This is a genomic window from Streptomyces sp. NPDC042002, from assembly GCF_055588305.1.
This window is the reverse complement of record NZ_JBVJCT010000006.1, coordinates 136829-163355: the sequence shown is the minus strand read 5'-3', so window position 1 is coordinate 163355 and position 26527 is coordinate 136829. Positions and strand designations below refer to the sequence as shown.

Here is a 26527-nt window from a genome sequence, read left to right as displayed (position 1 = left end):
GCAGCGCCCGACCGTTCGCGACGAAGAACCTTCGCCGACTTCGGCCTCAGGCGTCCTTCTTCACCGGCTCCAGGATCGCCACGCACTCCACGTGGTGCGTCATCGGGAACAGGTCGAACGCCCGCAGCGTCCGTACCTTGTAGCCGCCGTCGCGGAAGTACGCGATGTCCCGGGCCAGCGCCGCCGGGTCGCAGGCCACGTAGGCGATCTTTCGCGCGCCCAGCGACGACAGGTGTTCGACCGTCTTCTTGCCGGCGCCCGCGCGGGGCGGGTCCAGGACGATGAGGTCGACGCCGGTGATGCCGGTGCGCGGGAGGACCGCCTCGACCTTGCCCTGTTCGATGCGGACACGGTCGAAGGCGGCGAGGTTGTGCCGGGCGTCCTCGACCGCGCGCTTGCCCGACTCGATGCCGAGGACGGCGCCCTGGTCGCCGATGCGGTCCGCGAGGGCGCCGGCGAAGAGGCCGACGCCGCAGTACAGGTCGAGCGCCATGTCGCCCTTGCGCGGCAGCAGACCCTGCATGACCGCCTTGACGAGGGTGTCGGCGGCCATCGGGTGGACCTGCCAGAAGCCGCCGCTGCCGACCCGGTAGGTGCGGCCGTCGGCGCGCTCGCGCACGAACGCGCGGCCGTGGACGCGGTGGATGCCGCCGTCCTGTTCGGCGACCCGCATCACGGAGACCGGCTTGTCGAGCTCGACGAGCGGCAGGCGGGCGCCGGGCCGGGGCTCCAGGATCACCATGCGGTCCTGCGAGCCCGTCGCGGCGATGGCCTCGACGGCCTCCATGCCGGACCAGTCGCGCTCCTCGATGCCGAGTTCGGTGACACCCGGGGCGGCGATCATGCAGCGCTCGACGGGCTCGACCTCGTGCGAGCGGTGGCGGCGCAGTCCGGCGTTGCCGTCCGGGTCGACCGCGTACTGCACGCGCGTGCGCCAGGCCGGGACCTCGCCCGCGGGCAGCTTGTCACCCTCGGCGGGCATCACCGTGCCGTCCCAGCCGGCCTCCTCGGGCGTGAGGCCCGCGAGGCGCTGCAACTGCTCGGCGATGACCTCGCCCTTGAGGCGGCGCTGCGCGCCCGGCTTGGCGTGCTGCCAGTCGCAGCCGCCGCAGCGGCCGGGGCCCGCGTACGGGCAGGGCGCCTCGACGCGGTCCTTGGAGGCGTCGATGATCCGCACGGCGTCGGCGCGCAGGAACCGCGCGCCCTCCTCGCCCTCGGTCACCCGGGCGACGACACGCTCACCGGGCAGCGCGTGCCGGACGAAGAGGACCTGGCCCTCGTCCGTCCGGGCGATGCAGTGCCCGCCGTGCGCCACGGGGCCGATCTCGACCTCGTACTCGTCTCCCACCAGCGACTTCTTCGGTTCTGCCTGCATGGTGGGGTGACTCCAGATGAGAAGGGGGAAACGGCCGGACAACAGCCCACCAGTCTACGTGCTTCCGGCGTGCTTCCCGCGCCCGTAGCTCGTCGGGTGCGCCTCTTCGGCCGCAGGTCCCTCGAACTGCGCCCCATCGGCCGCTGGTTCCCCGGACAGCGCCCCATCGGCCGCTGGTCCCTCGGACCGCGCCCCCATCGGCCGCAGGTTCCCCGGACCGCGCACCTTCAGCCACGGGTTCCTCGGGGCGCCCCTGGGCCGCTAGTTCTTCGGGCTGTGCTCCTTGTGCCGCTCGTGGGCCGGTCCCCGGCGCACCGCACCCGGCGCGCTCCAGTCCTGCCGCTTGCGGGCACGCAGCTTCGCGGCCTCGGAGGACTCCAGCTGGTAGGGCACGGAGGTGACCATGACGCCCGGCGTGAACAGCAGCCGGCCCTTGAGGCGCAGGGCGCTCTGGTTGTGCAGCAGGTGCTCGTACCAGTGCCCGACCACGTACTCGGGGATGATCACGGAGACCGCGTCGCGCGGCGACTCCTTGCGCAGGCCCTTCACGTACTCGATGACCGGCCGGGTGATCTCGCGGTAGGGCGAGTCGAGGACCTTCAGCGGTACGTCGATGCCGCGCCGCTCCCATTCGTCGCGCAGCGTCTTGGTCTCGGCCGGGTCCACGTTGACACTGAGCGCTTCGAGGGTGTCGGAGCGCAGCAGCTTGGCGTAGGCGAGGGCGCGCAGCGCCGGGCGGTGGATCTTGGAGACCAGGACCACGGAGTGGACGCGGGAGGGGCGGACGCTGTCGTCGGACGGTCCCTCGGGGGCGGCCAGCTCCTCGGCGACCCGGTCGTAGTGCTTACGGATCGCGGTCATCGTCGCGTAGAAGATCACCATGCCGAGCAGGGCGACCCAGGCGCCGTGCGTGAACTTGGTGACGAGGACGACGACCAGGACCAGTCCGGTGAAGAAGGCGCCGAAGGTGTTGATCGCGCGGGAGCGGACCATGTGGCGTCGCTTGGCCGGGTCGGTCTCGGTGGCCAGGTGGCGGTTCCAGTGGCGGACCATGCCGGTCTGGCTGAGAGTGAAGGAGACGAAGACGCCGACGATGTAGAGCTGGATCAGACGCGTCGAGTCGGCCCCGTAGATGATGACGAGCATGCTCGCGGCGCCGGCCAGGAGCACGATGCCGTTCGAGAAGGCGAGGCGGTCGCCGCGGGTGTGGAGCTGGCGCGGCAGGTAGCGGTCCTGAGCCAGGATCGAACCGAGCAGCGGGAAGCCGTTGTACGCGGTGTTCGCGGCCAGGAACAGGACGAGCGCGGTGGCGGCGGCCAGCACGATGAACAGGAAGCTGCCCTTGCCGAACACGGCCTCGGCGACCTGGGAGATCACCGGGTTCTGGACGTAGGAGGAGCCGACCGCCACGCCGTTGTGGATCAGGTCCGTGGCGGGGTTCTCCGCCATGCGGACCTTGGTGGTCATGGCCAGGACGATGATGCCGCAGAACATGGTGACGGCGAGCAGGCCCATCGCCGCGAGGGTGGTCGCGGCGTTCTTCGACTTCGGCTTGCGGAAGGCGGGGACACCGTTGGAGATCGCCTCGACGCCGGTGAGCGCCGCGCAGCCGGACGAGAAGGCGCGCAGCAGGAGGAAGACGAGGGCGAAGCCCGCGAGCCCCTGGTGCTCCGCCTTGATGTGGTAGTCGGCGGTCGGCGCGTGCATGGTGTCGCCGAGCACGAGTCCGCGGAAGGCACCCCAGGCGATCATGATGAAGACGCCCGCGACGAAGACGTACGTCGGAATCGCGAAGAGCTTTCCGGACTCCTTGACTCCACGCAGGTTCATCAGCGTGAGCAGCACGATGACCGCGACCGCGCAGGCCACCTTGTGCTGCACCACGAAGGGAACCGCCGAGCCGAGGTTCTCGATGCCGGAGGCGATGGAGACGGCGACGGTGAGGACGTAGTCGACGAGCAGCGCGCTGGCGACGGTGAGGCCGGCCCGTGGACCGAGGTTGGTGGTGGCGACCTCGTAGTCGCCGCCGCCGCTCGGGTACGCGTGCACGTTCTGGCGGTAGGACGCGACCACCGTGAACATCAGCACGACGACCGCGAGCGCGATCCAGGGGCTGAAGTGGTAGGCCGACACGCCCGCGATGGAAAGGACCAGCAGTACCTCTCCGGGCGCGTACGCCACGGAGGAAAGCGGGTCGGATGCGAAGACGGGGAGGGCAATGCGCTTCGGCAGGAGCGTTTCGCCCAGCCGGTCACTGCGCAGTGCGCGCCCGATGAGGATCCGCTTGGGCACGTCGGTCAGTTTGGACACAACAGGGAATCGTAAGGGTTCGAACTGGCAGCCGCCCACCCGCCGTACCTCTTCGGCACATCATCTGCTCTCCGGGTGAAAACGGGGCGGGCTCCGGCTGCGGATTCCGCGGCCCCGGAGACCCATGTGCCTATATGACAAAACCCTGCTCTCGACCGCCCTGGAGGACCCATGCACCTGGCCCCGGAGCTCATCGGCGCCACCGTCGGACTGATCGGCCTCGGAATCCTGACTCTCGCGAGTGTCCGCAGCATCACACGGCGCTGAACCCCGCCTTCACGCCGTTCCCGGAACGTTCCGCGAAAAACCGCAGGCGAACCTGCGCAAGGGTGTCCCCGGCCGACCGCGCGTGTGTAGCTTGGGCGGCGGTCTGAGACCCTGTTTAGCCTGAGCCGTAACCATTCACATGCGGAAGGACGGTCGTGCACATCGTCATCATGGGCTGCGGAAGAGTGGGTTCCGCTCTTGCCCAGAACCTGGAGCAAAAGGGGCACACGGTCGCCGTGATCGACCAGGACCCCACCGCCTTCCGGCGGCTGGGCTCCGGGTTCGGCGGCCGTCGTGTCACCGGAGTCGGCTTCGACCAGGACACCCTGCGCGAGGCGGGCATCGAGGAGGCCGGCGCGTTCGCGGCGGTCTCCAGCGGTGACAACTCGAACATCATCGCCGCCCGGGTGGCCCGCGAGATGTTCGGCATCGAGAACGTGGCCGCCCGTATCTACGACCCGCGCCGCGCCGAGGTCTACCAGCGCCTCGGCATCCCCACCGTCGCCACCGTCCGCTGGACGGCCGACCAGATGCTCCGTCGGCTGCTGCCCTCGGGCGCCGAGCCGCTGTGGCGCGACCCCACGGGCGGTGTGCAGCTCGCCGAGGTGCACGCCTCCGCCACGTGGGTGGGCCACAAGATCAGCCGCCTCCAGGACGAGACGGGCGTGCGCGTCGCCTTCCTCACCCGGCTGGGGGAGGCGGTCCTGCCCACCTCGCAGACGGTGCTGCAGGAGGGCGACCTGGTGCACGTGATGATGCGCACCGACGAGGTGGAAAAGGTCGAGGCGTCGTTCGCCAAGGGCCCTGAAGAGGAGGCGGGTCACTGATGAGAGTCGCCATTGCCGGTGCCGGTGCCGTGGGCCGCTCGATCGCGGGCGAACTGCTGGAGAACGGCCACGAGATCCTGCTGATCGACAAGGCGCCGACCGCCATCTCGGTCGAGCGCGTGCCGCAGGCGGAGTGGCTGCTCGCCGACGCCTGCGAGATCACCTCCCTGGACGAGGCCGCGTTGCAGCGCTGCAACGTGGTCATCGCGGCCACGGGAGACGACAAGGTCAACCTCGTGGTCTCGCTGCTCGCGAAGACCGAGTACGGGGTCCCGCGGGTCGTCGCCCGGGTGAACAACCCGAAGAACGAGTGGCTGTTCAACGAGTCCTGGGGCGTGGACGTCGCCGTCTCCACCCCGCGGCTGATGTCGGCCCTCGTCGAGGAGGCCGTCAGCGTCGGAGACCTGGTGCGGCTGCTCCGCTTCAGCCACGGCGACGCCAACCTCGTCGAGCTGACGCTGCCGCCGGAGTCCGCCCTGGCCGGCACGACCGTCGGCGACGTCGCCTGGCCGGAGGACACGTCGCTGGTGACCATCATCCGTGGCACCCGCGTCCTGACCCCCTCGCGGGAGGACTCCCTGGAGGCGGGCGACGAGCTCCTCTTCGTGGCCGCCCAGGCCCGTGAGGAGCAGCTGGAGGACCTGCTGTCGGTGCGCCGCGACACGAACGCGACGAGCTAGCCGTTCCCGTCGGCGCTACGACGCCGTCCCGCTGACGGGAAGACGTCCCGCGCGGCGGTACGACGAAGGGGGCGACCGGAATTCTCCGGGCGCCCCCTTCGTCGTAGAACGGTCGTGCTCAGGTGTCCTGGGGCCTACGCCTCGCGGCGGTGCCGGGCCGGGGCCGGGGCGTCGCCGCGCTCGTTCGCGAGGACGGCCTTGCGCTCCTTCTCCGCCTGCTCCTCGGCCTCCATCTCGGCGAACACGTCGATGGGCGGCGGCGCCTTGGCCAGGAAGACCCAGGTGAGCCAGACGGCGAGCAGGAACGGCGGGATCTTCAGCGCGATGAGGACCCAGCCGAACTGGGTGGTGTCGCCCCACCAGTAGAGCGGGAAGAGCACGGCGCACTTGGCGAGCATGATCAGGCCCCAGGCCCAACTCGCCTTCGTGTACGCCTTCTTGCGGCCGGGGTTGCGGGTGCGCCAGGAGAGGTTCTCCTTGAAGACCGGGCCGAGCATCAGACCGATCAGCGGGACACCCGCGAGGGTCGTCGCGATGTAGGCGACGGCGAGCCCGAGCGTGTAGAACATGCCCGGAAGGTAGAAGTTCTTCGCGTTGCCCGTCATCATCGCGAAGACCACACCGAACGCGACGCCGAAGACACCGCTGAAGGCGTGCTTCACGGTGTCGCGCCGCACCAGGCGGACCACGACGAGCAGCAGCGACACGGCGAGGGCGGCGATGGCCGACCAGTGCAGGTTCTTGTTGATCGTGAAGATGGTGACGAAGAGCAGGCCCGGCACCACCGTTTCGACCATGCCCCGCACGCCGCCGAACGCCTCGAAGAGTGCGGCCTCGGTCACCGCCCGCGCATCCCGCTGAGCGTCCTGGGCGTCTTCGGTCGGCTTGTCGAGCGACGTCACCGGCTACTCCCGTCCGAGGGGTCTGAGTTCGTACTTCGGATTGAACAACACCCTACGGCCCCGGCTCATCGAGATACGGCCGGAGGCGATCAGCTTGCGTCCGGGCTCGATGCCGACGATGGAGCGGCGGCCGAGCCAGACCACGTCCAGGGCGGCCGAGCCGTCGAACAGCTCGGCTTCCAGGGCCGGGACACCGGCCCTCGGCCGCAGAGTGACCGTGCGCAAGGTACCAGTAACGGTGACTATCTGCCGGTCGTGGCAGTCGCCGATACGGGTGCAGCCCGCGGTCGCGGCGTCCTCCCGCAGCTCCTCGGACTCCAGGTCCTCCTGGGACGAGGAGAGCCGGTCCATCATGCGCCGGAAGCGGCCCGCCGGCTTTTCGGAACGAGGAACAGCACTCATACCGAAAGCGTACCGGGGGGCGCTGACAGCTACGCACCCGCGCCACCGCCACCCGGACCGGGCACGAACCCCACTCGATCCGGTGATCGCATCACCCCTCCAACCGGCGCACACACCGTCACTCGAACCGGTGTCACACGTCACCACAGAAGCCAACGCGCACGACCTCGCTCGCACTGGTGCACCCGTCGTCACCCGAACCGGCGCGCACACCCTCACTCGTACCGGGTGCACCCGCAGTCACTCGTACCGGGTGCCCTCGCCCGGACGGGTGATCGGGTCATGATCGCGTCACCGCTCGAACCGGTACCCCATCCCCGGCTCGGTGATGAAGTGCTTCGGGTGCGAGGGGTCCGCCTCCAGCTTGCGGCGCAGCTGGGCCATGTAGACCCGCAGGTAGTTCGTCTCCGTCCCGTACGACGGCCCCCAGACCTCCTGGAGCAGCTGCTTCTGGCTGACCAGGCGGCCCGTGTTGCGGACCAGGACCTCCAGCAGGTGCCACTCCGTGGGGGTGAGACGGACGTCCCGCCCGTCGCGGTGCACCTTCTTCGCCGCCAGGTCGACGGTGAATCCCGCGGTCTCCACGATCACGTCGTCCTCCTCGCCCCCGGTGGGCTCCGCCCTGCGGACGGCGGCGCGCAGCCGGGCGAGCAGCTCGTCCATGCCGAACGGCTTGGTGACGTAGTCGTCGGCGCCCGCGTCGAGCGCCTCGACCTTCTCGTCGGAGGAGTGCCGGGCGGACAGCACCAGGATCGGCACGCGGGTCCAGCCGCGCAGCCCCTTGATCACCTCGACGCCGTCCATGTCGGGCAGGCCGAGGTCGAGCACGACGACGTCGGGGTGGCGGGCGGCGGCCAGCTGGAGCGCGGTGGCTCCGTCGGGGGCCGCGTCGACCTCGTACTTGCGTGCCTTCAGATTGATCACGAGGGCTCGGGTGATCTGCGGCTCGTCGTCGACCACGAGGACCCGGGTCATGAGGCCTGCCTTTCTGCGACTGCTGATCGGGCGGCAAGGTCGGGCCGGCGGTCCACCGCCCGCACCGTGAGCACCATGGTGAGTCCGCCGCCGGGGGTGTCCTCGGCGTTGAGGGTGCCGCCCATCGCCTCGGCGAAGCCGCGGGCGACCGCGAGGCCGAGGCCCACTCCGGTGCCGCGCGGGGCGTCTCCGTAGCGCTGGAAGGGCGCGAATATACGGTCCTTGGCTTCGTCCGGGACGCCGGGGCCGCGATCCACGACGCGTACCTCCACACGGTCGGCGATGGCGCTCGCGGCGACCAGGACCCGTTCGTCGACGTGGCTGTACTTGACGGCGTTCTCGACGAGGTTGGCGACGGCGCGCTCCAGGAGTCCGGCGTCGACGGCGACCATCGGCAGGCTCTCCGGGATCTCCAGGTCCACGCTGTCCTCGGGGACGCCGCCGAGCGCCATCGGGACGACCTCGTCGAGGTCGATCTCGCGGATCAGCGGGGTGACGGTCCCGGTCTGGAGCCGGGACATGTCCAGCAGGTTGCCCACCAGGTGGTCGAGGCGGTCGGCGCCGTCCTCGATGCCTTCGAGGAGCTCGGCCCGGTCCTCGTCGGACCAGGCCACGTCGTCGGAGCGCAGGGACGACACCGCCGCCTTGATCCCGGCGAGCGGGGTGCGCAGGTCGTGGCTCACGGCGGCCAGCAGGGCGGTACGGATGCGGTTGCCCTCGGCCAGTTCCTTGGCCTGGTCGGCCTCGTACTGGAGGCGCTGGCGGTCAAGCACCACCGCGGCCTGCGCGGCGAAGGCGGCCAGCACCCGGCGGTCGGAGGCGGGCAGCACCCGTCCGGACAGGGCGAGCGCCATGTGGTCGCCGACCGGCATGTCCACGTCGGCGTCCTCGGGGCGGGCCGAGGGCGCCGGTCCGACACTGCCCGCGCACGTCCACGGGTCGACGTCACCCGCCCGCTCCAGGAGCGCGACCGACTCCATGCCGAAGGTCTCCCGGACCCGCTCCAGCAAGGCCTCCAGGCTGGTCTCCCCGCGCAGCACGCTGCCCGCCAGGAAGGAGAGGATCTCCGATTCGGCCCGCAGCCGTGCCGCCTGGTGGGTGCGGCGGGCCGCGAGGTCCACCACCGACGCCACGGAGACGGCGACACCCACGAAGATCACGATGGCGACGATGTTCTTCGGGTCGGCGACGGTCAGCCGGTGCAGGGGCGGTGTGTAGAAGTAGTTCAGCAGCAGGGAGCCGAAGGCCGCCGAGGCGAGGGCCGGGAGGAGACCGCCGAGCAGGGCTGCCGCGACCGTCACCGCCAGGAACAGCAGCATGTCGTTGGCGAGGCCGAGGTCGATGGTGTTCAGCAGCAGCGCCATGACCACGGGGCCGCCCACTCCGATCACCCAGCCCCAGATGATCCGGGAGCGCCCGAGCCGTGCCCCGCGCGCCACCGGCAGACCGCGCCCCTTGGCGACCTCTTCGTGCGTGACGATGTGGACGTCCAGGTCGGGGCCGGACTCCCGGGCGACCGTGGCTCCGACGCCCGGCCCGAACACGTACTGCCAGGTCTTGCGGCGGGACGAGCCGAGCACGATCTGGGTGGCGTTGACACCACGCGCGAAGTCCAGCAGGGAGGCGGGTATGTCGTCGCCTACCACGTGGTGGAAGGTGCCGCCGAGGTCCTCGACCAGGGTGCGCTGGACTGCCAGCTCCTTCGGTGAGGCGGAGGTGAGCCCGTCGCTGCGGGCGATGTAGACGGCCATGACCTCGCCGCCCGCCCCCTTCTCGGCGAGCCGCGCGGCCCGCCGGATCAGCGTCCGCCCCTCCGGACCGCCGGTCAGTCCGACGACGATCCGCTCCCGGGAACCCCAGATCTTGGAGACCCGGTGCTCGCTGCGGTACTCGGTCAGGTACTCGTCGACCCGGTCGGCGACCCACAGCAGCGCGAGCTCCCGCAGGGCCGTGAGATTGCCCGGACGGAAGTAGTTGGACAGGGCGGCGTCGACCTTGTCGGGCTTGTAGATGTTGCCGTGCGCCATCCGGCGGCGCAGCGCGGGCGGCGACATGTCGACCAGCTCGATCTGGTCCGCCCGCCGCACCACCTCGTCCGGCACGGTCTCCCGCTGCCGTACTCCCGTTATCGACTCGACGACATCGCCCAGTGACTCCAGGTGCTGGATGTTGACGGTGGAGACGACGTCGATGCCGGCGGCCAGCAGCTCCTCCACGTCCTGCCAGCGTTTGTCGTTGCGGGAGCCTGGCACATTGGTGTGCGCCAGTTCGTCCACCAGGGCGACCGCCGGGGCGCGCCGGAGCACGGCGTCGACGTCCATCTCGGTGAAGACGCCGCCCCGGTACTCCAGCTCCTTGCGCGCCACCTGCTCCAGACCGTGCAGCATCACCTCGGTGCGCGGCCGGTGGTGGTGCTCGACGAACGCCACCACGCAGTCCGTCCCGCGCTCGACGCGGCGATGCGCCTCGGAGAGCATCGCGTAGGTCTTGCCGACGCCCGGTGCCGCACCGAGGTAGATCCGAAGCTTGCCGCGTCCCATGAGCCCTATTGTCTTCCTGTCACCGCTGTGTACGCAGCGTCGACCTTACGGCCAAGATTCCCGACGAAAGGGACGAGTGTCCGGCCGGAGAGCCTCTTTGACGCAACCCTGATGCCGGCATGACCTCGCACGACCCCACGCGGCCTCACAGGGCATCAGGGTCCCGCGCGACACCGCACCATTTCGCCCGCACGGTCCCGCAATCGCGCCCTTATCGGCCCCGCACGGCCACGTACGACTCGTACAACACCGCGCACCCCATACCGCCCGCGCTCTGCCTGCGGCCCCGCGGCCCGCGCGACCTCAGTGCTCGACGATCTCCCCTTCGCCCAGCTCCAGTACGGCATGGCCGGTCTCAGCGTCCAGCCGGCCGGCGGGCTCGTCGGCTATCAGCGGTGCGGGGTCGTTGGCGAGGGCGCGGGCGATGACCACGCGCTGCCGCTGACCACCGGAGAGCTCTCCGGGCCGCTGGGCCGCGTGGTCGGCGAGACCGACGAGGGAGAGCAGCGGCTCGACGCGTCCCTCGCCTTCGCGCGCCTCGGCGCGGCGCAGCCGCAGCCGGACCTCGGCGTTCTCCGCGGCGGTGCGGACGGGGACCGGGGAGACCCCGCGCAGCGCGTGCACGGCGGCTGCTCCGGTGCCGTACGAACGGCGGACGTTCTCGACGCGCACCATGGTGTCGGTGCTGGTGCTGGTCTTCTCGGTGCTGGTGGCGGCCTGGCTCATGTTCGCTCCCCGTGATTCCCCGTGGACCGGGCGTCAGTCTCGCGACCGGACGCCCGGTCCTTCAACGGTTCATCGGATGGGACCCCCGCTTCGGTTCACGCGGGATTGTCGCCGTGCGTCAGCGTCTCCCACGCCACGAAGAGGTTGTTGCTGCCGGCCGGGCGGTTCTGCTGGGTGAGCGTCTGGGTGTTGGTCATCGCGACCCCCAGACGGTTGTGCAGGGCGTTGTAGCCGACCTCGGTGACCGGGCCGAGCCCGAGGTTCAGCGAGCCGCCGCACAGCCAGCTCGGCACCGCCGTACCCAGCTCGTACTTCGACTGGAAGCCGAGCGCCTGGCGCAGCCGCTCGCCGACGTCGGTGCCGTACAGATCCTGCCCCTGGATCCGGCTGGTCTCGGCGATGTGCGAGATGGCCGAGATCCCGTACCCGGTGTGGGTGAAGTCGCGGCAGGTCTCCTGGGTCAGCCCGGCGACGAAGGTGGACTGCCCCTGCCAGTAGCTGACGATCTTCGCGGTGGTGTCGAGGTTCTGGCTCGGCACCGTCCTCGGCACGGCGCCGTCGGTGGAGAGATAGACGTACGCCGCCGTACGCGTCCGGAACTTCGCCATGGCCTTGTCGTACGACGTCTTGTCCTCGAGGAAGACGGAGATGCCGACCGCGGCCTCCATCATCGACAGCTCCCAGTTGCCGTTGGAGTTGGACCCGTTGATGACCTCCGGCAGGTAGACGTCGCGCAGCATGGTCGCGAAGCGGCCGGAGTTCACCCAGGAGCCGGTGTACGTGTACTTGATGATCTCGGCGGCCTTGGGCCAGGAGGAACCGGCCCAGCCGGTCTGCAGGGGCGCGTTGCTGTTGGTGTGCGCCTTGATCACCGCGGACCAGGCGTCCATCAGCTCGATGGCCTTCTTGGCGTAGCGGTCGTCGCGGGTGACGTACCAGGCGAGGGCGTCGGTGTACGCGGCTATCGCGTCCTCGCGCTCGTCGGTGCAGCCGTAGTTCGGGTTGGAGTACGAGCCGCACTCGACGGTCGCGCGGGGCGTGGGGGTGCGCGTGAGCGAGGCGTACTTGCTCGCCATCATCTGGTCGTAGGCGCCCTTCCAGGGCTGGGCGCCGGCCAGGACCTGGGTGCGGGCGAAGTCCAGCTGTCCCCGGGAGACGGTGACTCCGGGGTGGACGAAGGTGGCGGGCGCCGCGTCGGCCCGCTGCGCGCCGGGCCAGGACAGCAGGGTGCCCACGAGTGCGGCGGTCGCGGCGGCGACGGTGACGAGGAGAGCGGGGCGCCGTCTGCGGCGATGCCGAGTGGGGGTGTCGGACATGCAGAGCCATCCGTTCTTGTATGTGAACTACGCATTGGGTACTGAACAGCTGCGCTGGCCGGTGACCATAGGTACGGACCAGACTTCCGTCAAGGCCTGAAGAAAGATCTGCTGCTCAACCACTGTTCACATACAAGAACCTGACGCCGTGCGCGCCCACGGGAACCCGCACACAGGAAAGGGCCGCATCCCCTGGGGATGCGGCCCGCCTGTTTGTCTGTCTGTTCGCCTGCCTAGCGGACCTCGGTGATCTCCGGTCCGCGCTGCAGCTGTCCCATGCCGCCGGAGAAGCGGGAGCCGCTCTGGTCCTCCTGCTGAACACCCTCGGGGACCATCTGCGCGTCGTTCGGCAGCTTCAGGACGATCGGGTCGCGCGGGGCCATCGGGCCCTCACCGCGGACGACGACCGTGTCCCGGAAGATCTGCTCCAGCAGGCCCGCGGCCTGCGGCTGCACCGCGCCCTGCCCGGAGATCACTCCGCGCAGGAACCAGCGGGGACCGTCCACGCCGACGAATCGCACGACCTGGAAACCGCCCGTGCCGTCCGGCAGCTGGACCGGTACCTGCGCCCGCAGCTCCCAGCCCAGCGGGCCCTCGACCTCGTCGATGACACCGCCCTGCTGGGTGATCCCGGAGGCGATCTCCTCGCGCACCTCGCCCCAGATGCCCTCGCGCTTGGGAGCGGCGAAGGCCTGGAGCTGCACGGCGCTGTCGTTGACGACGACGGTCGCCGCGACGATCGCGTCGCCCGCGACCTCGACCCGCAGCTCCATGCCGTCGACTCCGGGCACGAAAAGACCGCCCAGGTCCACCCGGCCCTCGGCCGGGTCACGGACCTCTTCACTGTCCCACGGCCCGTCGGGGCGCGGCTCCGGTTCGAGCCTCACGCGCTCGCGCTCCTCGTCCTCGTCCGCCTCAGTGTCGACGCCGTCGACGACCTGCTCGGCCTCGCCCGCCGCGTCTTCGGCGGCACTGCCCTTCTTGCGACGTCCGAACACGTCACTGTCCTTCCCGGTCGGATACGACCGAAGCGTATCGATTCCCACCCGTTGTGCTGTCCACGGCGGCATGACCGCCGGTGGACCCGAAGCCCCCTGCGGCCCGCGCCGAGTCGGGGAGTTCCGCGACCTCCTGGAAGCGAACCTTCTCGACTTGCTGGACGACCAGTTGAGCAATCCGGTCGAAGCGCTCGAACCGCACGGACTCGCGCGGATCGAGATTCACCACGATCACCTTGATCTCCCCACGGTACCCGGCATCAACCGTCCCCGGGGCATTCACGAGGGCGACGCCGCAGCGGGCGGCCAGGCCGGAGCGCGGGTGCACGAAGGCCGCGTAGCCCTCGGGGAGCGCGATGGACACTCCCGTCGGCAGCACGGCCCGTTCACCGGGCTGCAGCTCTCGGCTCTCGGTGGTACGAAGATCGGCTCCCGCGTCACCGGGGTGCGCGTACTCGGGAAGCGGGACCTCCGGATCGACGCGCCGGATCAGCACAGCGACTTCTTGACGGGGCTCAGGAGCCCCGGGACTACGGGTCACGGGTTCACCTCGAAGGCACGGGCTCGCCGGATCTGGTCCGGGTCGTTCATGGCCGCGCGGATCTCCTCCGGGCGGCCGTTGTCGATGAAGTGGTCGACCTTCACCTCGACGAAGAGGGCGTCCGCGCGGACGGCGACGGGCCCGTCGGGGGCGCCGGTCCGCCCGGTGGCGGTGCAGTAGATCTTCCGGCCGGCCACCGCGGTGACCTCGGCCTCCAGATACAGCACGGTGTCCACGGGTACAGGGCGCCGGAAATCGGTCTCCAGGCGTCCCGTCACGGCGATCGTCCGCAGCAGCCAGTTCAGCGAGCCGAGCGTCTCGTCGAGCGCGGTGGCGAGAACGCCGCCGTGCGCGAGTCCCGGGGCGCCCTGATGGACGGGCCGCACGGTGAACTCCGCCGTGACCCGGACCCCCTCGCCCGCGCGGGCCTCCAGATGGAGCCCGTGGGGCTGCTCCCCACCGCACCCGAAACACTGTTCGTAGTGTGCTCCGAGGAGCTCTCCGGGGGCGGGCGCGTCAGGGTGCCGCACCGGCGCGACGGCGTCGGCGGGAGGCGTCAGAGCTGCGGAAGTACCACTCACAGGCGCAGACCTTACCCGCGCGTCCACCAAGTGTTCGCACCGTGCCAAGCTAGGCCTCATGCAGCTCTCCGCCTCCCCGTACGAAGAACGCCTCACCGCGCCCCGGTCGTGGTGGCTGATCAGCTTCCTGGCCGGGATCGCGCTGGCCCTGGTCTTTCTGCCGTTCGGCACGCTGCCGATGCTCGGAGCGCTGGTCGGCGGCACCGCGTTCGCGGGGGTCGCGGCCAGTGCGTACGGCTCGATCCGCATCCGCGTGGTCGGTGACTCGCTGATCGCCGGCGACGCCAGGATCCCGGTGTCGGCCCTCGGTGACACGGAGATCATGGACCAGGAGGAAGCACGCGCCTGGCGCACCTACAAGGCCGACACCCGCGCCTTCATGCTCCTGCGCTCGTACATCCCCACGGCACTGCGCGTCCAGGTCACGGACCCGGCGGACCCGACTCCGTACCTGTATCTGTCGACGCGGGAGCCGGAGCGCCTGGTCGCCGCCTTGGAGACGGCACGAGCATCGGCCCGACCCGAAGAGAGCTAGGGGCTACCGGCTACCGGCTACCGGCTACCGGCTACCGGCTACCGGCTACCGGCTACCGGCTACCGGCAAGTGTTGGATCATCGCTGACGCGGGGTCCAGCCCGCCCTTTCCCTCTGTGATCCGTCCGGCAGCCGAGCGTGCCACAGCCGCAGGGCATGCCACAGGCCCCACTCGCGGGAACCGCACGACTCCTTCGCCGGGTCCTGCGGACCCCGAGGCCGGAGCCGGGACACGGCGAAGGGAGCAGTCAGCGCGTCGCGGCCGGCCGGTAGTGGGGCGCCGGGCACGCGGACGGTCTCACTGCCCCAGGTCCGTGGGGATCTCTCCGATCCGCACCGGATCCGTCGGCTTCTCCAGCGCCGGCAGCTCCGGGAGCGCGTCCCACGGCACCTGCATCTTGCGCAGGTCCTTGCGGATGTGGCCCGCCACGCGTTTGGTGTCGCGGCGGTTCATCACCGCCCCGACCGTCGCGCCGACCATGAACGGCATCAGGTTGGGCAGGTCCCGAACCGTCCGCTTCATGATCTGCTGGCGCAGCTCGCGCTTCATCTGGCCGCCCAGCGCGGCGTTGATCGTCACGGGTTTGGCCACGTCGATACCGCGCTCGCCCGACCAGGAGCTCAGATAGGCGGTGCTCCGCTGCTTGATGTTGCCCGGCGGACGCAGGCCGTAGACCTCGTGGAGCTCGGCGATCAGCTTCAGCTCGATCGCGGCGACGGCGATGATCTCGGCGGCCAGCTCCGTGGGCATGGCAGGCGGCACCGGCAGCATCGCGGCGGCGCCGATCCCGGCGCCGACGGTGGACGTCGCGGCGGCGGCGCCCGTGACGAGCTTCTCCGCGAGTTCCTCGGGGCCCAGGCCCGGGAACTGTCCGCGGAGGGTGGCGAGGTCCCGTACGGGAACCCTCGGGGCGATGTCGATGATGCGGTCGGTGACATACGCCAGGCCCGCCCTGGCCCGGACACCGCTCTTCGTGACGCCCCTTCTGAGCCCGTCCCGGACAGCCGCCGCGCGACGCCTTGCGGCGGGCGCGGGAGTGTCCGTGGGGGCCGTCAGGCCGTCTGTGGCGCCCGCTCGGTCGAGCGAGGCTGATCCCTGTTCGGAAGAGCCCCGCTCGTCGTCACGCACGCCTTCAGGGCCCGTGAAGGACCCTTCGTCCGCCGCCCCGGAGGGGAGGCGGCGCTTCCAAGGTGGGGTCGAGCCAGTCACGGCCGACCCTGCCTCAGTCGCAGTCGCGGCAGATCGGCTGACCGTTCTTCTCGCGGGCCAGCTGGCTGCGGTGGTGCACCAGGAAGCAGCTCATGCAAGTGAACTCGTCCTGCTGCTTGGGCAGCACCCGGACGGCCAGCTCCTCGTTCGAGAGGTCCGCACCGGGCAGCTCCAGGCCTTCTGCGGCCTCGAACTCATCTACGTCGACAGACGAAGTCGACTTGTCGTTCCGGCGAGCCTTCAGTTCTTCAAGGCTGTCCGAGTCGACGTCGTCGTCGGTCTTGCGCGGGGTGTCGTAATCCGTTGCCATTGTCGCTCTCCCCCTCTGGGTGTCTGCAGTGTCTCCAGCGCACGTAACGCGTGAGAGGCCGGACTTGTGCCCGACCCGAGGCGGAGATTTTGCCTCACATCAAGGTCTGTTACTCAATCGACACCCAACCGGACTCCTCAAGAGTGATCGGCTTGGATGGCGATGCGGACCGTACACGGTCCTGGGGCCGCACTTCAAAGGCGCCCCACCGTGTACTTCCCGTGATCAAGACCCTCGAAAACCCGGATTTTCCCGGCTTTCCGACAGCCTGCATGATCACGGAGAGTAGATGGACCGAAAATCGCCCTTGTGATCGATCACACACGGGCCACCCGGACGGGTGACCAGAAAATTCCGCGCAAAGCGAACATCGCCGCGTGTCCGCGACATGGTCTCAGATGGGAAGGGTGACGCGCATCACGAGCCCACCCCCTTCTCGGGGCTGAGCGACGATATGGCCTCCGTGCGCACGGGCCACAGACCGGGCGATCGACAGGCCGAGGCCCACACCCTTGTCACTGCCTGTGCGCTCCGTACGCAGCCGTCGGAAGGGCTCGAAAAGATTGTCGACCTCGTACGCGGGAACGACCGGTCCCGTGTTCGACACCTCCAGGACCGCCCGGCCCTGCTGGGTGTCGGTCGTGACGTCGACCCAGCCGTCCTTCGGCACGTTGTACCGAACGGCGTTCTGGACGAGGTTCAGAGCGATCCGCTCCAGGAGGACGCCGTTGCCCTGGACGACCACCGGTGCCCGTCGCCCGCGGATCTCCACACCCTTGGCCTCCGCCTCTGCGTGCACCTGGTCGACGGCCTGCGAGGCGACCTCGGCGAGATCCACGGGCTTGCGCTCGACGATCTGGTTGTCGCTCCGGGCGAGCAGCAGCAGGCCCTCGACGAGCTGCTCGCTGCGCTCGTTGGTGGCGAGCAGCGTCTTGCCCAGCTGTGCGAGCTCCGTCGACACCCCAGGACCCGAGAGGTGCACCTCCAGGAGCGTGCGGTTGATCGCGAGCGGCGTGCGCAGTTCGTGCGAGGCGTTCCCGACGAACCGCTGCTGGGCGGTGAAGGCCCGCTGCAGCCGCTCCAGCATGTCGTCGAAGGTGTCCGCGAGCTCCTTGAGCTCGTCGTCCGGGCCGTCCAGTTCGATGCGCCGGGACAGATCGGAGCCGGCCACCGCGCGCGCGGTGCGGGTGATGTGGCCGAGCGGCGAAAGGACGCGGCCCGCCATCGCGTAACCGAAGGCGAAGGCGATGATCGCGAGGCCGAGCAGGGCCAGCAGGGAGCGGCTGAGCAGGTCGTCCAGGGCGTGCTGGCGCTGCTGGTTCACGCAGTCGTACATCGCGTGGTTGAGCTCGTCCGCCGAGGGAGCCGTCGGCAGGTTGCAGGTGCTGCTGCCGACCTGCCCTGAAATGATCTTGAAGGGGAGCTCGCTGCCGACGTTCAGCGCCTGCGCCGCGAGCAGGTAGATGATCGACAGCAGCAGGATGCCGGCGATCAGGAACATGCCGCCGTACAGCAGCGTGAGCCGTATGCGGATCGTGGGGCGCAGCCAGGGGAACGGCGGCTCCGCCCTTCTGGGGTCCCAGGTGGGCTTCGGAGGCGCCGCGGGCGGCGCGGGTGCGGTGGCCACGGTGGATCAGATCCTGTAGCCGGAGCCGGGCACGGTGACGATCACGGCGGGCTCGCCGAGCTTGCGGCGCAGCGTCATGACGGTCACGCGCACGACATTGGTGAACGGGTCCGTGTTCTCGTCCCAGGCCTTCTCCAGGAGCTGTTCCGCGGAGACGACAGTCCCCTCGCTGCGCAGCAGTACTTCCAGGACGGCGAACTCCTTGGGAGCGAGCTGGACCTCCTTGCCGTCGCGGAAGACCTCGCGGCGGTTGGGGTCGAGCTTGATCCCGGCGCGCTCCAGGACCGGCGGCAGCGGCACGCTCGTACGCCGTCCGAGGGCACGCACGCGTGCGGTGAGCTCGCTGAACGCGAACGGCTTGGGAAGGTAGTCGTCGGCGCCGATCTCCAGGCCCTCGACACGGTCGCTGACGTCGCCGGACGCGGTCAGCATCAGCACGCGCGTGGGCATGCCGAGCTCGACGATCTTGCGGCAGACGTCGTCGCCGTGAACGAGCGGGAGGTCGCGGTCGAGGACGACCACGTCGTAGTCGTTGACCCCGATGCGCTCCAGTGCGGCCGCGCCGTCGTACACGACGTCGACGGCCATGGCCTCCCGGCGCAGTCCGGTGGCCACCGCATCGGCGAGCAGCTGCTCGTCCTCGACGACGAGTACGCGCACGTCGCTTGTCCTTCCTCTGTCCACCGGCGGGGCACGCTTCAGCGCACCACGCGGGCAGGTCCGTCACGGATGAGAGCTCCATCCTGCCCGTTTCGGCCATAAACCGGCTGTAAGACGGAGGGGGAGGCGCCAGGGAAGCCCGTCCAGGGGACCGGAAATGCGAGATTTTCTCGTCGGGTTGAGGTTTCCACGGAAGAGAGCGGGGGGAGGACGGCTTTACACCCCGCGATCACGCTCTGCATGTGGCAAGCCACATTGTGGTACGTCCAACCGCTTCCGCAGAGCGGGCGTGGGTGTCCGGCACCGTCGCCGCCCAGACCGGGCAGCGCTGGGCACCCCATCAGAGACGTGATCGCCCCTTCCCATCGGCACACCCCCGTGCCACCCGACCCACGACCCAGGACGAGGGGGCGCAGCATGGACGCATTCACCGCAGGACTTCTGCAGCGCATAAGGGCGACCGAGTCCGACCTGACGCGGGCTCGCGAAACAGGCGACGATTTCCTCGCGGAGGTCGAGCAGGCCGAGCTGGACGACCTGCACCGCCTTGCCGCAGAGCACGGTGTGGAGGTCGGCGCCGCGCGCGTCTGATCAGTACGCAGGAGAGCGGGGCCCCGGTATCGATCCAGTACCGGGGCCCCGCTCCGTTTTCCCGCTCGTGCCGTCAGTCGTGCCAGGCGCCGAAGTCCTCCAGGAGGCGCTGGAGGGGCCCGAAGACGCCCGGGGAGGCAGCCACCGTGAGATCGCCCGCGGGGCGCTCTCCGGGGCGTCCACCGGTCACCGCGCCCGCTTCCCGGGCGATCAGGTCCCCCGCCGCGAGGTCCCATGGGTGCAGACCGCGTTCGTAGTAGCCGTCGAGGCGGCCGGCGGCGACGTCGCACAGGTCGACCGCCGCCGAGCCTGAACGCCGGATGTCGCGCACCAGCGGGATCAGCCGCTGGGCCACGTCGGCCTGATGGACCTTGACCTCGGTCACGTAGTTGAAGCCGGTCGAGACGAGGGCCTGGTCGAGCGGCGGCGACGGACGGCAGGCCAGCCGGCGTTCGCCGACCCAGGCGCCGGAGGCCCGGGCACCCCGGCCGCGAACCGCGTGGTACGTCTCGCCGCGCATCGGTGCCGCCACGACGCCGACGACGGTCTCACCGTCCTGTTCGGCCGCGATGGACACCGCCCAGGTCGGCAGCCCGTACAGGTAGTTGACCGTGCCGTCGAGCGGGTCGACGATCCAGCGGATGCCGCTGGTGCCCTCGGAGGCCGCGCCCTCCTCGCCGAGAAAGCCGTCGTGGGGGCGGTGCTCGGCGATCAGCGTGGTGATCAGCTTCTCGGCGGCGATGTCCATCTCGGTGACGACGTCGATCGGACTGGACTTGGTCGCGGCGACCGCGAGGTCCGCCGGGCGGCCGTCACGCAGCAGCGCGCCCGCGCGGCGGGCGGCCTCGTGCGCGAGCTGGAGGAGTTCGGTGTGCAGAGGCTCGGTCACGGGGCTCCTCATGCGTAGGGGCTGTCGGCGCCCGCGGCGGCGGGCTTGGGCGTGCGGGCCGGACAGCAGCCCACCGGGCACAGGTCATGACTTGCGCCCAGCGCGCCCAGGGCACACCGTGTCACCAGCCGGCCGCTCTCGGCCGCGGCGCGCTCCAGCACCAGGTCACGGACCGCGGCGGCGAACCGGGGATCGGCGCCCACTGTCGCCGAACGGCGCACCGGCAGCCCCAGCTCCTCCGCCTTGGCCCGTGCCTCGGTGTCCAGGTCGTACAGGACCTCCATGTGATCCGAGACGAACCCGATCGGCACCATCACGGCCGCGGCCACCCCGGCCCCGTGCGACGCCTCCAGGTGGTCGCAGATGTCCGGCTCCAGCCACGGAATGTGCGGGGCCCCGGAACGCGACTGGTAGACGAGCTCCCACGGGTGGTCGATCCCGGTCTCCTCCCGCACGGCCTCCGCGATCAGCCGGGCCACGTCCAGATGCTGCCGGACGTACGCGCCGCCGTCGCCGTGCCCCTCGGCCGGGCCGGAGGTGTCCGCCGCGGCGACCGGGATCGAGTGCGTGGTGAACGCCAGGTGCGCGCCCGCCCGGACCTCCTCGGGCAGTTCGGCCAGCGACCTGAGGACACCCTCGGTCATCGGCTCCACGAACCCGGGATGGTTGAAGTAGTGCCGCAGCTTGTCGATCCTCGGGGGCTCCAGACCCTCCCCTTCCAGGACGGCCAGCGCTCCGGCGAGGTCCTCGCGGTACTGCCGGCAGCCCGAGTACGAGGCGTACGCGCTGGTGGCCAGCACCAGGATCCGGCGCCGCCCGTCGGCGGTCATCTCGCGGAGCGTGTCGGTCAGGTACGGCGCCCAGTTGCGGTTGCCCCAGTAGACCGGCAGGTCCAGTCCGTGCTCGGCGAAGTCCTTGCGCAGCGCGTCGAGCAGGGTGCGGTTCTGGTCGTTGATGGGGCTGATCCCGTCGAACAGGAAGTAGTGCTGCCCGACCTCCTTGAGCCGTTCCTTGGGGATACCCCTGCCCCGCGTCACGTTCTCCAGGAACGGAACCACTTCGTCCGGGCCCTCCGGACCGCCGAACGAGAGCAGGAGCAGGGCGTCGTAGGGGGTGGCATCGAGCACTTCTGGCATGTGTCCGATCCTGCCACCCGCCGCTGACAGGCGAGAACCGGCGGGGTGCCGAGGTGGCGGTGACGTCAGGGGCGCTCGGCGGGCGAGCTGCCGGGCACGCGCAGCCGGACGGGCGTGAGGACGCGCCCAGGCCGTCGCGGAGGCGCGCAGGAAGGCGTGCGGGGCCGTTCGGAGCGGGGGTACGGAAGGGGTGCGTTAGGTTCACCTAACACGTAAGCTGTGTCGGCCAGCTTCACGCCTTACCGAAGTTCGGGCCGCCCGCGCCGACGGGAGGGGCCGAGCCGAGCCGACGGAGAACCCCCGTGCCCAGCCCGTACCGCGCCCTGTTCGCCGCCCCCGGCTCCAAGGGCTTCTCCACAGCGGGCCTGCTCGGCAGGATGCCGCTGTCCATGATGGGCATCGGCGTCGTCACGATGATCTCCCAGCTGACCGGGCGGTACGGCCTCGCGGGCGCCCTGTCGGCGACCATCGCGCTGGCGGCCGCGGCCATGGGCCCGCAGGTCTCGCGGATGGTGGACCGGCACGGTCAGCGGCGGATCCTGCGCCCGGTCACGCTCTTCGCGCTCACGGCGGCCGCGGGACTGCTGCTCGCCGCGCACTTCGAGTGGCCGGACTGGGTGCTGTTCGTGTGCGCGGCCGGCATCGGTTGCGTCCCGAGCATCGGCGCGATGATCCGGGCCCGCTGGGCGGCCCTCTACGGAGGCACCCCGCAACTGCACACCGCGTACTCCCTGGAGTCCGTGGTGGACGAGATCTGCTTCATCTTCGGGCCGATCATCTCCATCGGCCTGTCCACGGTGTGGTTCCCCGAGGCCGGCCCGCTGCTCGCCGCCTGCTTCCTGGCCGCCGGGGTCTTCTGGCTGACCTCCCAGCGGGCCACCGAGCCCCAGCCGCATCCGCGCGGGCAGCACAGCGGCGGCTCGGCGCTCCGCTCGGCCGGACTCCAGGTCCTGGTGGCCACCTTCGTGGCGACCGGAACGATCTTCGGAGCCGTCGACGTGGTCACCGTGGCCTTCGCCGAGGAGCAGGGCCACAAGGGCGCCGCGAGCATCGTCCTGGCCCTCTACGCGGCGGGCTCCTGCCTCGCCGGGGCCGTCTTCGGACTGCTGCGCTTCAAGGGGGCCGCCGAAGGAAGGTGGCTGCTGGGCATATGCGCGATGGCCGTGAGTATGATCCCCCTCCTACTGGTCGGAAACTTGCCGTTCCTGGCCGTGGCGCTGTTCGTTGCGGGCCTCTCCATCGCTCCCACGATGATCACGACGATGTCCCTCATCGAACAGCACGTACCTCGCGCGAAACTGACCGAAGGCATGACCTGGGTGAGCACAGGACTCGCGGTCGGAGTCGCGCTCGGTTCCTCCGTGGCCGGCTGGGTGATCGACTCCGCCGGCGCGAAGGCCGGGTACGGGGTTCCGGCGGTGTCCGGGGCCGTCGCGGTCGCGGTCGGTTTCCTCGGGTATCGCCGGCTCAGAGGGCCGGTTCCGCAGCGGGGAGGGTCTCATGAGCACCACAGTGAGCGGGAAGAGCGGCACGTGGCGTAACTGGGCGGGGAACGTCACCGCCCGTCCCGTACGGGAGGTCACCCCTGCCTCGGTCGACGAACTCTCCGCCGCCGTGCGGAAGGCGGCCGAGGACGGCCTGACGGTGAAGGCCGTCGGCACCGGGCACTCCTTCACGGCCGCCGCGGCGACCGACGGCGTATTGATCCGTCCTCAGCTGTTGACCGGAATCCGCAAGATCGACCGTGCGGCCATGACGGTCACGGTCGAGGCGGGCACCCCGCTCAAGAGGCTCAACATGGCCCTCGCGCGCGAGGGTCTGTCGCTCACGAACATGGGCGACATCATGGAACAGACGGTCTCGGGGGCGACCAGCACCGGTACGCACGGCACCGGGCGGGACTCGGCCTCGATCGCCGCCCAGATCACGGGCCTCGAACTGGTCACGGCGGACGGCTCGGTGCTGTCCTGCTCCGAGAACGAGAACCCCGAGATCTTCGCGTCGGCCCGGGTAGGGATCGGCGCCCTGGGAATCATCACCGCGATCACCTTCTCCGTGGAGCCCGTCTTCCTGCTCGCGGCCCGCGAGGAACCGATGACCTTCGACAAGGTCACCGCCGACTTCGAGGAACTCTTCACCGAGAACGAGCACTTCGAGTTCTACTGGTTCCCGCACACCGGCAACTGCAACACCAAGCGCAACAACCGCAGCGCGGGCCCCGAGAAGCCGGTGGGGCCGGTCCGCGGCTGGATCGAGGACGAGTTCCTCTCCAACGGCGCCTTCCAGGTGGCCAATCTGCTCGGCCGAGCCGTTCCCGCGGCCATCCCGACGATCGCCGGCCTCTCCAGCCGGGCGCTGTCCGCGCGGACCTACACCGACATTCCGTACAAGGTCTTCACCTCTCCGCGCCGCGTGCGGTTCGTGGAGATGGAGTACGCCGTGCCGCGCGAGGCCCTCGTCGAGACGCTGCGCGAGCTGAAGTCGATGGTCGACAGCTCGACCCTGCGGATCAGCTTCCCCGTGGAGGTGCGGACCGCGCCCGCCGACGACATCACCCTCTCCACGGCCTCCGGACGGGAGAGCGCGTACGTCGCCGTCCACATGTTCAGGGGTACCCCCTATCAGGCGTACTTCACCGAGGCCGAGCGGATCTTCACCGCGCACGAGGGACGGCCGCACTGGGGCAAGGTGCACACGCGCGACGCGGAGTACTTCTCCAAGGTCTATCCGCGCTTCGGCGAGTTCACCGCGCTGCGGGACCGGCTCGATCCGGACCGGCGCTTTGCGAATGACTACTTGCGGAGGGTTCTGGGGTCGTAGCGGTCGCACTCGGTGCGGGAGCCGGGGTGCCGTCCCCGGCTTCCGGTGCCGAGGGCGTGCCGTCGCCCGGCGTCGGCACGGAGGTCGTACCACCGCCGTCGCCGCCCAGGTCACCCGAGCCGCCGCTGTCGGCGGACGGCGCCGGCGCCTCCGGAGAGGCCGGACCCGAGGACGGCGAGGAACCGGTCGTCGGAGCCGTACCGCGCTCCGGGCTCCCCGAGCCGGCGCTGTGCCCCTTGAAGGCGTCGCCGACCGTCGTGCTGGTGCCGTCGCCGCTGAAGCTCTGGCCCGAGACCGTTTCGTACGTGGTGATTCCGGCCATCGTGACGCCGAAGACCAGAGCGGTCGCGACCAGCGGCCTCTTCCAGCTCCTGACCCGCGCGCGGTAGACGGTCCCCTCGGTGAACTCGCCGGAGGGACCTGGCGGCTGCCGGGGCTTCGGTTTCGTCTGCACCTTCACGTCACGGATCTGTTCTCCGGTGCGCTTGAAGAAGTGCTGGAAGAGCGTTCCTCCGCAGGTGGCGATGGCGCTGACCAGTCCGGCGCCCAGGATCGTCCCGTACACACCGAAGTACGACGCGAGTTTCGCGGCGACCACCGCGGCGACCGCGCTCCCCGCCACTTGGGGGACGCTCAGGTCCAGCCGCCTCTTCCTCGGTTCCACGTCGGTACCCGGCTGCTCGCCGCCGACATCCGGCTTCTCACGCATTCCCGGACCTTGCCTGCCTTTCCCGTACTTGATCGACCGACCGCACGAGAAGGGGACGTACGGGCGAAGCGATAAGTTCCGTTTCTGCCGATTACGTGAAGTGCGCCACGTTCCATGGCCGCCGAAAGGGCGCGCGGATCGGCCAACTAGCACCCCCCGCTCGAAGTTGGGCGGCGTGCCGATCCACGCATGTGGCCCGAATGGAGTACTGTTGCGAGCCCTGGGTCCGGACTCCCGCCAGGGTGTCCGGGGCCTTGCAGGACCGCCGGGAGGGGGCTCGTTGCACAGGGTGATGGAGTTCGTCACTTAGCGTTGCGAATAGGTAACCGTGCCATAACGGCGATCCCGGGCCCGCACCCGACACGCCGGGCAACTCGGCAAGGTTGTGGCAGGCTGCACCCGGGCAGGCCACACTCGACTAGCGGAAGCAGCGACGCACGTGACGTCGGCAGGCACCACCCGGGAGGTCCCCATGCCCGAACTGCGTGTCGTGGCCGTCTCTAACGACGGCACACGGCTGGTGCTGAAGGCTGCGGACAGTACGGAGTACACGCTTCCGATTGACGAGCGTCTGCGCGCCGCCGTACGCGGCGACCGTCCCCGCCTCGGCCAGATCGAGATCGAGGTGGAGAGCCATCTCCGCCCCCGAGACATCCAGGCGCGTATACGCGCCGGCGCTTCCGCGGAGGAAGTCGCCCAGCTCGCCGGAATCCCCGTCGATCGCGTACGTCGCTTCGAGGGACCCGTGCTGGCCGAGCGCGCCTTCATGGCCGAGCGTGCCAGGAAGACTCCCGTCCGCCGCCCCGGAGAGAACGCCGGACCCCAGCTCGGCGAGGCCGTCCAGGAGCGGCTGCTGATCCGGGGCGCCGAGAAGGACACCGTCCAGTGGGACTCCTGGCGCCGCGACGACGGCACCTGGGAAGTCATGCTGGTCTACCGCGTCGCGGGCGAACCGCACGCCGCGAGCTGGACGTACGACCCGCCCCGGCGGCTCGTCCAGGCCGTCGACGACGAGGCGCGCTCGCTGATCGGCGAGTCCGACGACCTCGCCGCGCCCGAGCCGAGCTTCCCGTTCGTGCCGCGGATCGCCCGGCTGCCCCGCGACCGTCCGCTGGACCGCGCCCTGGACCGGCAGATGGAGCGGCCGAGCCTGCCCCCGCCCGCCCCGGATCCGGCCGAGGAGGCCGAGGACCGGGACTCGCTGACCAGCCTCCTGGAGGCGGTGCCCAGCTTCCGCGGCGACATGGTGGTGCCCGAGCGGACCGCCCCTGTCGAGCGGACCGCCGCCGAGGAGCCCGTGCCGGAATCCGAGGAGGAGGAGCCGCCGGCTCCCGCCGCCTCGGCGGGTGCCGGTTCCGCGTACGCGGACGTGCTCATGCCGCGCTCGGTCGGCAGTCATCGCGACCGGCTCGTCGGCGCGACCGACCGCCAGGCCGAGGCCGACGGCGTCCGTCCGGGCCGCAGAGCGGCGGTCCCGAGCTGGGACGAGATCGTCTTCGGCACACGCCGGAAGAAGCAGGACTGACAGGACCCGCCAGGTGTACGACGACGGGCCCGCGCCGATCTGGTGCGGGCCCGTCGTCGTACACCGGAAGGCGGGC

24 protein-coding genes and 1 pseudogene are annotated in these 26527 nt (G+C 70.3%); 7 read left to right on the top strand and 18 right to left on the bottom strand.

Features of this window, described 5'->3' with window-relative positions; translation table 11 throughout:
• Positions 1-46: 46 nt before the first annotated feature.
• Complete coding sequence (locus ACZ6KY_RS12330) at positions 47-1375, bottom strand: class I SAM-dependent RNA methyltransferase (RefSeq protein WP_469310249.1); 1329 nt, start codon at positions 1373-1375, stop codon at positions 47-49.
• Positions 1376-1636: 261 nt separating this feature from the next.
• On the bottom strand, positions 1637-3685 hold the full coding sequence (locus ACZ6KY_RS12325; protein ID WP_469310248.1) for an APC family permease: 2049 nt from the start codon (positions 3683-3685) through the stop codon (positions 1637-1639).
• A gap of 422 nt (positions 3686-4107) precedes the next feature.
• Between ACZ6KY_RS12325 and ACZ6KY_RS12320 the strand changes: the two genes are divergently transcribed.
• Together ACZ6KY_RS12320 and ACZ6KY_RS12315 are read left to right on the top strand one after the other, a co-directional pair.
• Positions 4108-4779 carry a potassium channel family protein gene (locus ACZ6KY_RS12320; protein WP_469310247.1) on the top strand — a complete coding sequence of 224 codons (672 nt, stop codon included), beginning with the start codon at positions 4108-4110 and terminating at the stop codon, positions 4777-4779.
• Positions 4779-5459: a potassium channel family protein gene (locus tag ACZ6KY_RS12315; protein ID WP_261707696.1), complete on the top strand. Its 681-nt coding sequence runs from the start codon at positions 4779-4781 to the stop codon at positions 5457-5459. Before ACZ6KY_RS12320 ends, ACZ6KY_RS12315 begins: the two co-directional genes overlap by 1 nt.
• A gap of 134 nt (positions 5460-5593) precedes the next feature.
• Here the strand turns inward: ACZ6KY_RS12315 and ACZ6KY_RS12310 are convergent, their stop codons facing one another.
• From ACZ6KY_RS12310 to ACZ6KY_RS12270, 9 genes and pseudogenes are all read right to left on the bottom strand, one after another.
• The gene (locus ACZ6KY_RS12310) at positions 5594-6361 is read right to left on the bottom strand and encodes a DUF3159 domain-containing protein (RefSeq protein ID WP_469310246.1); all 768 of its coding nucleotides are present in this window, start codon (positions 6359-6361) and stop codon (positions 5594-5596) included.
• Between the two features lie 3 nt (positions 6362-6364).
• On the bottom strand, positions 6365-6763 hold the full coding sequence (locus ACZ6KY_RS12305; RefSeq protein WP_261707694.1) for an OB-fold nucleic acid binding domain-containing protein: 399 nt from the start codon (positions 6761-6763) through the stop codon (positions 6365-6367).
• 291 nt (positions 6764-7054) lie between these two features.
• Entirely contained in the window at positions 7055-7738 is a 684-nt protein-coding gene (locus tag ACZ6KY_RS12300; protein ID WP_351121435.1) for a response regulator, read from the bottom strand.
• A complete protein-coding gene (locus ACZ6KY_RS12295; protein ID WP_469310245.1) occupies positions 7735-10278 on the bottom strand; it encodes a DUF4118 domain-containing protein in 2544 nt (847 codons plus the stop codon). Before ACZ6KY_RS12295 ends, ACZ6KY_RS12300 begins: the two co-directional genes overlap by 4 nt.
• Before the next feature lie 330 nt (positions 10279-10608).
• Positions 10609-11004: pseudogene (locus ACZ6KY_RS12290) on the bottom strand (ATP-binding cassette domain-containing protein); the annotation flags it as partial.
• A 95-nt stretch (positions 11005-11099) separates the two neighbouring features.
• On the bottom strand, positions 11100-12320 hold the full coding sequence (locus ACZ6KY_RS12285; RefSeq protein WP_469310244.1) for an alginate lyase family protein: 1221 nt from the start codon (positions 12318-12320) through the stop codon (positions 11100-11102).
• A 233-nt stretch (positions 12321-12553) separates the two neighbouring features.
• On the bottom strand, positions 12554-13318 hold the full coding sequence (locus tag ACZ6KY_RS12280; RefSeq protein ID WP_469310243.1) for a DUF3710 domain-containing protein: 765 nt from the start codon (positions 13316-13318) through the stop codon (positions 12554-12556).
• Position 13319: 1 nt separating this feature from the next.
• Positions 13320-13814, bottom strand: coding sequence for a dUTP diphosphatase (gene dut / locus ACZ6KY_RS12275; protein ID WP_469310242.1), 495 nt, complete (start codon positions 13812-13814; stop codon positions 13320-13322).
• Between the two features lie 41 nt (positions 13815-13855).
• Positions 13856-14440 carry a PaaI family thioesterase gene (locus ACZ6KY_RS12270; RefSeq protein WP_469310241.1) on the bottom strand — a complete coding sequence of 195 codons (585 nt, stop codon included), beginning with the start codon at positions 14438-14440 and terminating at the stop codon, positions 13856-13858.
• Positions 14441-14498: 58 nt separating this feature from the next.
• Between ACZ6KY_RS12270 and ACZ6KY_RS12265 the strand changes: the two genes are divergently transcribed.
• Positions 14499-14975 (top strand): DUF3093 domain-containing protein, encoded by a 477-nt coding sequence (locus tag ACZ6KY_RS12265; protein WP_469310240.1) that lies wholly within the window; start codon positions 14499-14501, stop codon positions 14973-14975.
• A 297-nt stretch (positions 14976-15272) separates the two neighbouring features.
• On the opposite strand, the gene ACZ6KY_RS12260 is transcribed toward ACZ6KY_RS12265, so the two are convergent.
• The 4 genes from ACZ6KY_RS12260 to ACZ6KY_RS12245 all read right to left on the bottom strand — a co-directional run bounded on the left by ACZ6KY_RS12260 (position 15273) and on the right by ACZ6KY_RS12245 (position 18781).
• Positions 15273-16184, bottom strand: a complete 912-nt coding sequence (locus tag ACZ6KY_RS12260) for a hypothetical protein (protein WP_469310239.1) — start codon at positions 16182-16184, stop codon at positions 15273-15275.
• A 13-nt stretch (positions 16185-16197) separates the two neighbouring features.
• Positions 16198-16494: a DUF4193 domain-containing protein gene (locus tag ACZ6KY_RS12255; protein WP_003997302.1), complete on the bottom strand. Its 297-nt coding sequence runs from the start codon at positions 16492-16494 to the stop codon at positions 16198-16200.
• Positions 16495-16888: 394 nt separating this feature from the next.
• Complete coding sequence (locus ACZ6KY_RS12250; RefSeq protein ID WP_469310238.1) at positions 16889-18121, bottom strand: sensor histidine kinase; 1233 nt, start codon at positions 18119-18121, stop codon at positions 16889-16891.
• A 6-nt stretch (positions 18122-18127) separates the two neighbouring features.
• Positions 18128-18781 carry a response regulator transcription factor gene (locus ACZ6KY_RS12245; protein ID WP_469310237.1) on the bottom strand — a complete coding sequence of 218 codons (654 nt, stop codon included), beginning with the start codon at positions 18779-18781 and terminating at the stop codon, positions 18128-18130.
• A 417-nt stretch (positions 18782-19198) separates the two neighbouring features.
• On the opposite strand from ACZ6KY_RS12245, the gene ACZ6KY_RS12240 reads away from it, so the two are divergent.
• Entirely contained in the window at positions 19199-19372 is a 174-nt protein-coding gene (locus tag ACZ6KY_RS12240; RefSeq protein WP_328552972.1) for a hypothetical protein, read from the top strand.
• 73 nt (positions 19373-19445) lie between these two features.
• Here ACZ6KY_RS12240 and ACZ6KY_RS12235 read toward each other — a convergent pair whose 3' ends face one another.
• Complete coding sequence (locus ACZ6KY_RS12235) at positions 19446-20261, bottom strand: inositol monophosphatase family protein (RefSeq protein WP_469310236.1); 816 nt, start codon at positions 20259-20261, stop codon at positions 19446-19448.
• A gap of 8 nt (positions 20262-20269) precedes the next feature.
• Positions 20270-21397 (bottom strand): ferrochelatase, encoded by a 1128-nt coding sequence (locus tag ACZ6KY_RS12230; protein WP_469310235.1) that lies wholly within the window; start codon positions 21395-21397, stop codon positions 20270-20272.
• Between the two features lie 302 nt (positions 21398-21699).
• Between ACZ6KY_RS12230 and ACZ6KY_RS12225 the strand changes: the two genes are divergently transcribed.
• Positions 21700-22938 (top strand): MFS transporter, encoded by a 1239-nt coding sequence (locus tag ACZ6KY_RS12225; RefSeq protein ID WP_469310234.1) that lies wholly within the window; start codon positions 21700-21702, stop codon positions 22936-22938.
• Entirely contained in the window at positions 22898-24217 is a 1320-nt protein-coding gene (locus ACZ6KY_RS12220) for a D-arabinono-1,4-lactone oxidase (RefSeq protein ID WP_469310233.1), read from the top strand. The genes ACZ6KY_RS12225 and ACZ6KY_RS12220 overlap by 41 nt, the downstream gene beginning before the upstream one ends.
• Here the strand turns inward: ACZ6KY_RS12220 and ACZ6KY_RS12215 are convergent.
• The gene (locus ACZ6KY_RS12215; protein ID WP_469310232.1) at positions 24141-24926 is read right to left on the bottom strand and encodes a hypothetical protein; all 786 of its coding nucleotides are present in this window, start codon (positions 24924-24926) and stop codon (positions 24141-24143) included. The two genes, ACZ6KY_RS12220 and ACZ6KY_RS12215, sit on opposite strands and share 77 nt — an antisense overlap.
• Before the next feature lie 439 nt (positions 24927-25365).
• Here ACZ6KY_RS12215 and sepH point away from each other — a divergent pair, with 439 nt between their 5' ends.
• The gene (gene sepH / locus ACZ6KY_RS12210) at positions 25366-26451 is read left to right on the top strand and encodes a septation protein SepH (protein WP_469310231.1); all 1086 of its coding nucleotides are present in this window, start codon (positions 25366-25368) and stop codon (positions 26449-26451) included.
• The last annotated feature ends 76 nt before the right edge of the window (positions 26452-26527 follow it).

Excerpts from the sequence above, each read along its gene's own strand:
- ACZ6KY_RS12230 (WP_469310235.1), bottom strand. The coding sequence starts at position 21,397 with ATGCCAGAAGTGCTCGATGCCACCCCCTACGACGCCCTGCTCCTGCTC.
- ACZ6KY_RS12265 (WP_469310240.1), top strand. The coding sequence starts at position 14,499 with ATGCAGCTCTCCGCCTCCCCGTACGAAGAACGCCTCACCGCGCCCCGG.
- ACZ6KY_RS12300 (WP_351121435.1), bottom strand. The coding sequence starts at position 7,738 with ATGACCCGGGTCCTCGTGGTCGACGACGAGCCGCAGATCACCCGAGCC.
- ACZ6KY_RS12220 (WP_469310233.1), top strand. The coding sequence starts at position 22,898 with ATGAGCACCACAGTGAGCGGGAAGAGCGGCACGTGGCGTAACTGGGCG.
- ACZ6KY_RS12215 (WP_469310232.1), bottom strand. The coding sequence starts at position 24,926 with ATGCGTGAGAAGCCGGATGTCGGCGGCGAGCAGCCGGGTACCGACGTG.
- ACZ6KY_RS12315 (WP_261707696.1), top strand. The coding sequence starts at position 4,779 with ATGAGAGTCGCCATTGCCGGTGCCGGTGCCGTGGGCCGCTCGATCGCG.
- ACZ6KY_RS12255 (WP_003997302.1), bottom strand. The coding sequence starts at position 16,494 with ATGGCAACGGATTACGACACCCCGCGCAAGACCGACGACGACGTCGAC.
- ACZ6KY_RS12240 (WP_328552972.1), top strand. The coding sequence starts at position 19,199 with ATGGACGCATTCACCGCAGGACTTCTGCAGCGCATAAGGGCGACCGAG.
- ACZ6KY_RS12330 (WP_469310249.1), bottom strand. The coding sequence starts at position 1,375 with ATGCAGGCAGAACCGAAGAAGTCGCTGGTGGGAGACGAGTACGAGGTC.
- ACZ6KY_RS12305 (WP_261707694.1), bottom strand. The coding sequence starts at position 6,763 with ATGAGTGCTGTTCCTCGTTCCGAAAAGCCGGCGGGCCGCTTCCGGCGC.
- ACZ6KY_RS12285 (WP_469310244.1), bottom strand. The coding sequence starts at position 12,320 with ATGTCCGACACCCCCACTCGGCATCGCCGCAGACGGCGCCCCGCTCTC.
- ACZ6KY_RS12295 (WP_469310245.1), bottom strand. The coding sequence starts at position 10,278 with ATGGGACGCGGCAAGCTTCGGATCTACCTCGGTGCGGCACCGGGCGTC.